7 protein-coding genes are annotated in these 6,533 nt (G+C 63.6%); 3 read left to right on the top strand and 4 right to left on the bottom strand.

Annotated elements, in window-relative coordinates; genetic code table 11:
- Window positions 1-191: 191 nt before the first annotated feature.
- Window positions 192-1,217 (top strand): IS110 family transposase, encoded by a 1,026-nt coding sequence (locus AB4Y43_RS34685; RefSeq protein ID WP_069267820.1) that lies wholly within the window; start codon window positions 192-194, stop codon window positions 1,215-1,217.
- A 291-nt stretch (window positions 1,218-1,508) separates the two neighbouring features.
- Here the strand turns inward: AB4Y43_RS34685 and nadB are convergent, their stop codons facing one another.
- The 4 genes from nadB to radC all read right to left on the bottom strand — a co-directional run bounded on the left by nadB (window position 1,509) and on the right by radC (window position 4,838).
- Window positions 1,509-3,110 carry an L-aspartate oxidase gene (gene nadB, locus AB4Y43_RS34680; protein ID WP_368729835.1) on the bottom strand — a complete coding sequence of 534 codons (1,602 nt, stop codon included), beginning with the start codon at window positions 3,108-3,110 and terminating at the stop codon, window positions 1,509-1,511.
- Between the two features lie 294 nt (window positions 3,111-3,404).
- Window positions 3,405-3,572: a 50S ribosomal protein L33 gene (rpmG, locus tag AB4Y43_RS34675; RefSeq protein ID WP_027794136.1), complete on the bottom strand. Its 168-nt coding sequence runs from the start codon at window positions 3,570-3,572 to the stop codon at window positions 3,405-3,407.
- A 10-nt stretch (window positions 3,573-3,582) separates the two neighbouring features.
- Window positions 3,583-3,816, bottom strand: a complete 234-nt coding sequence (gene rpmB, locus AB4Y43_RS34670) for a 50S ribosomal protein L28 (protein WP_027794135.1) — start codon at window positions 3,814-3,816, stop codon at window positions 3,583-3,585.
- 254 nt (window positions 3,817-4,070) lie between these two features.
- Entirely contained in the window at window positions 4,071-4,838 is a 768-nt protein-coding gene (radC, locus tag AB4Y43_RS34665; RefSeq protein WP_069262751.1) for a DNA repair protein RadC, read from the bottom strand.
- 189 nt (window positions 4,839-5,027) lie between these two features.
- Between radC and AB4Y43_RS34660 the strand changes: the two genes are divergently transcribed.
- On the top strand, window positions 5,028-5,483 hold the full coding sequence (locus tag AB4Y43_RS34660; protein WP_028205261.1) for a peptidylprolyl isomerase: 456 nt from the start codon (window positions 5,028-5,030) through the stop codon (window positions 5,481-5,483).
- 5 nt (window positions 5,484-5,488) lie between these two features.
- Window positions 5,489-6,460, top strand: coding sequence for a 4-hydroxy-3-methylbut-2-enyl diphosphate reductase (ispH, locus tag AB4Y43_RS34655; protein ID WP_042271909.1), 972 nt, complete (start codon window positions 5,489-5,491; stop codon window positions 6,458-6,460).
- The last annotated feature ends 73 nt before the right edge of the window (window positions 6,461-6,533 follow it).

Genomic DNA, 6,533 nt, shown 5'->3' with positions numbered 1-6,533 from the left:
AACTGTTCGGGCTTATCGAAGAACGGTAGCGGTCATACGCCGAATGCTCATTAACGGGCTTTCAGGCCCATGATGGTTATCAGGCTGCATGACCGCCGTCCGTGAGCAGAAAGATACAAGATGGTCAGCCTGACCCGAAACAGCCCGATCGGCTTACGCTGATCGGGCTGTTTCCTTTTTGGGAGATCGTCATGGACACCATCTCGTTGATCGGAATCGATCTGGGTAAGCATTGCTTCCACCTGCACGCACAGTCCGCATCGGGCCGTATGGTGTTCCGCAAGAAGCTCACGCGCAGCCAGATGCTGACGCTGCTGGGCAATCTTCCGCGCTGTACGGTAGTCATGGAAGCGTGCGCAGGTGCGCACTGGGTTGCAAGACGTGTGGAGGTACTGGGGCACCAGGCCAAACTGATTTCCCCGCAGTTCGTCAAACCGTTCCTGCTAGGCAACAAGAACGATTTCGCCGATGCGCAGGCGATCTGCGAGGCGGCGTCGCGTCCCGGCATGCGGTTCGTCAGTCCGCGCAACGAGACTCAACAGACCCTCTCGGCAATGCACCGTGTGCGCGAGAGCCTGATACGCGATCGCACCGGCACGATCAACCAGATCCACGCTTTCCTACTGGAATTTGGCATAAGCCTGCCCAAGGGGATCGCGGTCATCCGGCGGTTGCCCGCCATCCTGGCCGCGCATGATTTACCGCCGCGGTTGATCGCCTTGCTCGAACGCCTGCAGGCGCACTTCAAGTATCTGGATGAGCAGGTGAGCGCGGTCGAGCGCGAATTGATGCAGCAACTTCGCGAGGACGAACGTAGTCAGCGTCTGCTGGAGATTCCGGGCATCGGCCCCGTGACGGCCAGCGTGCTGGCGACCGAACTGGGTGATGCCGGGCAGTTCGCTTCGGCGCGCCAGTTCGCGGCGTCGATCGGACTGGTCCCGCGCCAATACAGCACCGGCGGCAAGCCGACACTGCTGGGGATCAGCAAGCGTGGCGACAAGAATCTGAGGCGGCTTCTGGTGCAAGGCGCGCGCGCCGTCATGCAGCAGATCGAGCGACGCCCCGACCGGCTCGGCTGCTGGGTCCGCAGCCTGCTGACGCGACGGCATTCCAACGTGGTGGCCTGTGCATTGGCCAATAAATTGGCGAGGATCGCCTGGGCTGTCCTCGCCAGAGGCACGCGCTACCTGGGCGAACAGGCTGTGACAGCAGCCTGACGCGGCGTCGCTTATCACGTTGTACTCAACCCCTTCCTGGTTTTGCGACGCGAGATACGTGAAGGCACAAACGACTCAACGGCCGGGCAAGCAACCTGGTAAAAACAACAGCGCCAGACGCTGAGGCCTTTTATAGGTTTGCCCGGCGCGGCTCTCATCATGGGGCGGGAACCTGTTCCCATCATGACCCCGGATAGATTTGCGCACGTCCAATTTATGCCAACACCGCCTCGCTTGCAAAAATCAGGCTGACCATAGATTGTTTTTTGCGGCGCTTTCAGTTCGCTCGACTCATGAAACCGTGCGATTGCGTACGCGCTCCGGCGCGAGCACGGTCGGCAGCGCCTTGGGCAGCGAGTTCGGCCAGTCGCGGCTGTAGTGCAGGCCACGGCTCTCGCGGCGCGAGCGCGCACTTTCCACGATCAGCGAAGCGACTTCGACGAGGTTGCGCAATTCCAGCAGGTCGCGCGTGACGCGGAAATTCGCGTAGTACTCGAGAATTTCGTCGCGCAGCAGGGCGAGGCGATGTTGCGCGCGCGCGAGCCGCTTGTCGGTGCGCACGATGCCGACGTAGTTCCACATCAGCCGGCGCAGCTCGTCCCAGTTGTGGGCGACGACCACTTCCTCGTCGGAATCGGAGACGCGGCTTTCGTCCCAGTCGGGCAGCGGCGCATGCGCCCCCGCGCTGAAGCCTTCCGCCTCGATCGCCTCGGCTGCCGAGCGGCCGATCACGAGGCACTCGAGCAGCGAGTTGCTTGCGAGGCGGTTCGCGCCGTGCAGGCCCGTGTACGAGGTCTCGCCCACGGCGTAGAGGCCCGCGAGGTCGGTGCGCCCAGCCAGGTCGGTGACGACGCCGCCGCAGGTGTAGTGCGCGGCGGGTACCACGGGAATCGGCGCCTTCGTGATGTCGATGCCGAACTCGCGGCAGCGCGCGAGGATGGTCGGGAAATGCTCTTCGAGAAACGCCGGCGGCTGATGGCTGATGTCGAGATGCACGCAGTCGATGCCGTGTTTCTTGATCTCGAAGTCGATCGCGCGGGCGACGATGTCACGCGGGGCCAGTTCGGCGCGCGCGTCGTGCGAGGGCATGAAGCGGGTGCCGTCGGGCAGGCGTAGCACGCCGCCTTCGCCGCGCACGGCTTCCGAAATCAGGAACGACTTGGCGTGCGGGTGGAAGAGGCAGGTGGGGTGGAACTGGATGAACTCCATGTTCGCCACCCGGCAGCCGGCGCGCCACGCCATGGCGATGCCGTCGCCGGTGGCCGTGTCGGGGTTCGTCGTGTACAGGTAGACCTTGCCGGCGCCGCCCGTGGCGAGCACCGTGTGCGGCGCCTGGATCGTCACCGTGCGGTCATTCTTCAGATCGAGCGCATAGAGGCCGTGACAACGACGGCCAGGCAGGCCCAGCCGGTCGGACGTGATGACGTCGATCGCCTGATGGTCCTCGAGGATCGTGATGTTCGGGTGCGAGCGCGCACGCTCGAGCAGCGTCTGCACGACTGCGTGGCCGGTGGCGTCGGCGGCGTGGATGATGCGGCGATGGCTGTGGCCGCCTTCGCGCGTGAGGTGAAAGCCGAGTTCGGCGGCGGCGTCCTTCGTGAACGGGACGTCCTGGGCGATCAGCCATTCGATGGCCTCGCGGCCATGCTCGACGATGTAGCGCGTGGCTGCCTCGTCGCACAGGCCGCCGCCGGCGACGAGCGTATCGTCCACGTGGTTCTCCACGCTGTCGGCCGAATCGAGCACGGCGGCAATGCCGCCTTGCGCGCGGTCGCTCGCGCCTTCGGTCATCGCGCGCTTGGCGATGATCACGACGCGGCGCGAACCGGCGAGATTCAGCGCGACGCTCAGTCCTGCGAGGCCGCTGCCGACGATCGCTACATCGAAATTCATGATCCTGCTTCTCCGTCTCTCTTGTTCTGCGCTTTCCGGCCGCCGCATTTGCCGCGGGGCTGCGCTGTCATGGCCGCTGTCATGCCCGCTGTGATGCCATATGACACGCGTGTGGCAGCCGGTATAAAGCGGGAAGCATACTCCGAGAGAGGAGCGAACGGATAGCGCCAGTTTGGGCGCTGCCGTTAAAACACCGTTGCCGGGCGCGAACCGAGGCGGGGCGGGCGAGCCAAAAGAAAAACCCCGCTAAAAAGCGGGGTTTTTCCGTCTTCGTCAGGCTGGAAACCCGATCAATTACTTGATCTTGGTTTCCTTGTACTCGACGTGCTTGCGAACAACCGGGTCGAACTTCTTGATCGACATTTTTTCCGGCATGTTGCGCTTGTTCTTCGTGGTCGTGTAGAAGTGACCCGTACCTGCGGTCGATTCCAGCTTGATCTTGTCGCGGACGCCCTTGGCCATGATTTACTCCTTACAGTTCGCCGCGTGCACGCAGGTCTGCGAGCACGGAATCGATGCCGTTCTTGTCGATCAGGCGCAGGCCTGCGTTCGAGATGCGCAGACGCACCCAACGGTTTTCGCTTTCAACCCAGAAACGGCGGTTTTGCAGATTCGGGAGGAAACGGCGCTTGGTTTTGTTGTTAGCGTGGGAAACGTTGTTGCCGCTCATCGGCGCTTTCCCAGTGACTTGGCATACACGTGCCATGAGACACTCCTACGGAAATTCTGAGTTCGAGAGCCGCTTAGGTTTCCCAGGCGAGAAATGGCCGGAATAAGAGCGCGCTCACGTATGGATGAGAGACAACCTCGAACCCAGGCCATATTTCCCCTGGAACGCCTCGATGGGCTTCGGAACAGGGTTGGAAATAGGCAAACCACAATTCTAGCAGGAAAAAGCCTGGAAAATCAAACCCGATTTGCACAATTGTTGTGTGCCGTCGCGTCTGGCGCTGTGTCGCCTCAGCTCCAGCCATGGCGCGCGAAGGAAAACGTGTCCCGGGTGCCGATGACCAGGTGATCGATGAGTTGAACCTCCACGAGTGCCAGCGTTTCCCGCAACACCCGTGTGAGGCGCCGGTCGCTCGCGCTCGGCTGTACCGCGCCCGAAGGGTGATTATGGGCGACGATCAGGCTCGCGGCATTGAGCGTCAGCGCGCGCCGCACGATTTCACGCGGGTACACCGCCATGCGAGTAAGTGATCCGCGCGAACTTTCCTCCAGGCGGATCAGCCGATGGCGCGCATCCAGGAAGAGGCAAACGAACACCTCGTGCGGCCGCCCGCCGATCAGCAGGCGCAAGTAGTCTTCGACCGCACCGGGTGAATCGACGAGCGGTTTGTCGTCGAGCGCTTGCGCAAGCGCCCGGCGAGCGAGTTCCGTCACCGCTTGCAGCATCGCGGCTTTTGCGGGCCCGATGCCGCGCAGGGCCTCGAATTCTTCTGGCGGCGCATCGAGCATGGCGCGCAGCGAGCCGAATTGGGCCAGCAGCGTGCGGGCGACTTCGAAGACATCGTGGCCCGGCAAGCCGAAGCCGAGCAGGATCGCGAGCAGCTCTACGTCCGAAAGCGCGCTGGCGCCGGCCGTGCGCAGTCGCTCGCGAGGCATGTCGCGGCGTGGCGCCGCAGGCGCCGCGCTCTCGGGGCTCGAAACCGCAGGCGCTGCCGGCGCGGGGAGGGCGCCGCCGACGGCATCGGGCGCCGTGTCCAGGATGCAGGCGCGTTCCGTCATGGCATTCTCCACAGACAAATAAGGCATGCCCGGCGCGCGCGAGCGCGAGCGTTGGCAGTGCACAATCGTGCCGCGACCGCCTCGGCCAAGTGGCTTACAATAGATGCTTTCCTGCCGCCCGAGGCAGGCCGGACCGGCGCCCTGCGGCGCGCACGCGCGAAGCGCGCGTTACGACGAAATGAGTTACGCATGAGCATCATCGACATCTCCGAAGTGAAATCCGGTTCCCACGTGACGCTGAATTACCGGCTTTCACTCGCCGATGGCACCGAAATCGTCAATACCTTTGTCGACCGTCCCGCCACTCTGCTGATGGGCGCCGGCCAGCTTGCGCCGCCGCTGGAAGAGATTTTGCAGGGCCTGAAGGTGGGTCACCACTCGACCTTTCAGCTAGAACCCGGCGTCGCATTCGGCCAGCGCAACCCCGACCTGATCCAGCGCGTTTCGCTCAAGACCCTGCGCGAGAACGGCATGATCGGCGAGGAATTCAGCCCGGGCGACCTGATCGAATTCAATGCCCCGAACGGCGGGCGCTACGCGGGTGTGCTCAAGGAAGTGAACGAGACCTCCGCCCTGTTCGATTTCAACCACCCGCTCGCAGGCCAGGCGGTTGCGTTCGAAGTGCAAATCATCGGAATCCTTTAAAGCCCATGACCAACACGGACACGTCCCTCATCGCAGAACTGGCCGACGCGGAAATCCTGCTCGCCCAGCCGCGCGGCTTCTGCGCCGGCGTCGATCGGGCCATCGAGATCGTCGAGCGCGCCATCCAGCTCCACGGCGCACCGATCTACGTGCGTCACGAGATCGTTCACAACGCCTATGTCGTCGAAGACCTGCGCAAGAAGGGGGCGATCTTCATCGAGCAGCTCGAAGAGGTCCCGTCCGGCAACACGGTGATCTTCAGCGCGCACGGCGTCTCCAAGTCGGTGCGCGCCGACGCCGAGGCGCGCGGCCTGCGTGTCTACGACGCGACCTGCCCGCTCGTCACAAAGGTGCACGTGGAAGTCGCGAAGATGCGCGACGAAGGGCTCGACATCGTCATGATCGGGCACAAGGGCCATCCGGAAGTGGAAGGCACCATGGGGCAGGTGGCCGAGGGCATGTATCTCGTCGAAGACATTGCCGATGTCGAGGCGCTCAAGCTGCGCGACCCGCAGCGTGTGGCATTCGTCACGCAAACCACGCTCTCGGTGGACGACGCCGCGGAAATCATCGCGGCGCTCAAGGCGCGCTTTCCCGCCATTCGCGAGCCGAAGAAGCAGGACATCTGCTACGCCACGCAGAATCGCCAGGACGCCGTCAAGTTCATGGCGCCGCAGTGCGACGTCGTGATCGTGGTGGGCAGCCCGAACAGCTCCAATTCGAACCGGTTGCGCGAAGTGGCCGAGAAACGCGGCATTCCTGCCTATATGGTGGATGCGCCCGAGCAGATCGACCCCCAGTGGCTCGCCGGCAAGCGCCGGATCGGCCTGACGGCTGGAGCGTCGGCTCCCGAGGCGCTCGCGCAGGAAATCATTCGCCGCCTGCACGAACTTGGTGCGCGCAACGTGCGTGCGCTCGAAGGCATCGAGGAGAACATTGCATTCCCGTTGCCGCGCGGACTCGGTCAACCCGTCTGACGCCTGCCGCACTCCACACGAGCGCGCCCATGTGGCGCGTTTTTTTATGCCCGCGACACATACGGCGCGCGAG

Origin of the sequence: Paraburkholderia sp. BR10872, from assembly GCF_040965835.1 — a bacterium.
Classification (GTDB): Bacteria; Pseudomonadota; Gammaproteobacteria; order Burkholderiales; family Burkholderiaceae; genus Paraburkholderia; species Paraburkholderia nodosa_A.
Note: the sequence above shows the minus strand (reverse complement) of the source record. Positions and strands in the feature narration are given on the sequence as shown.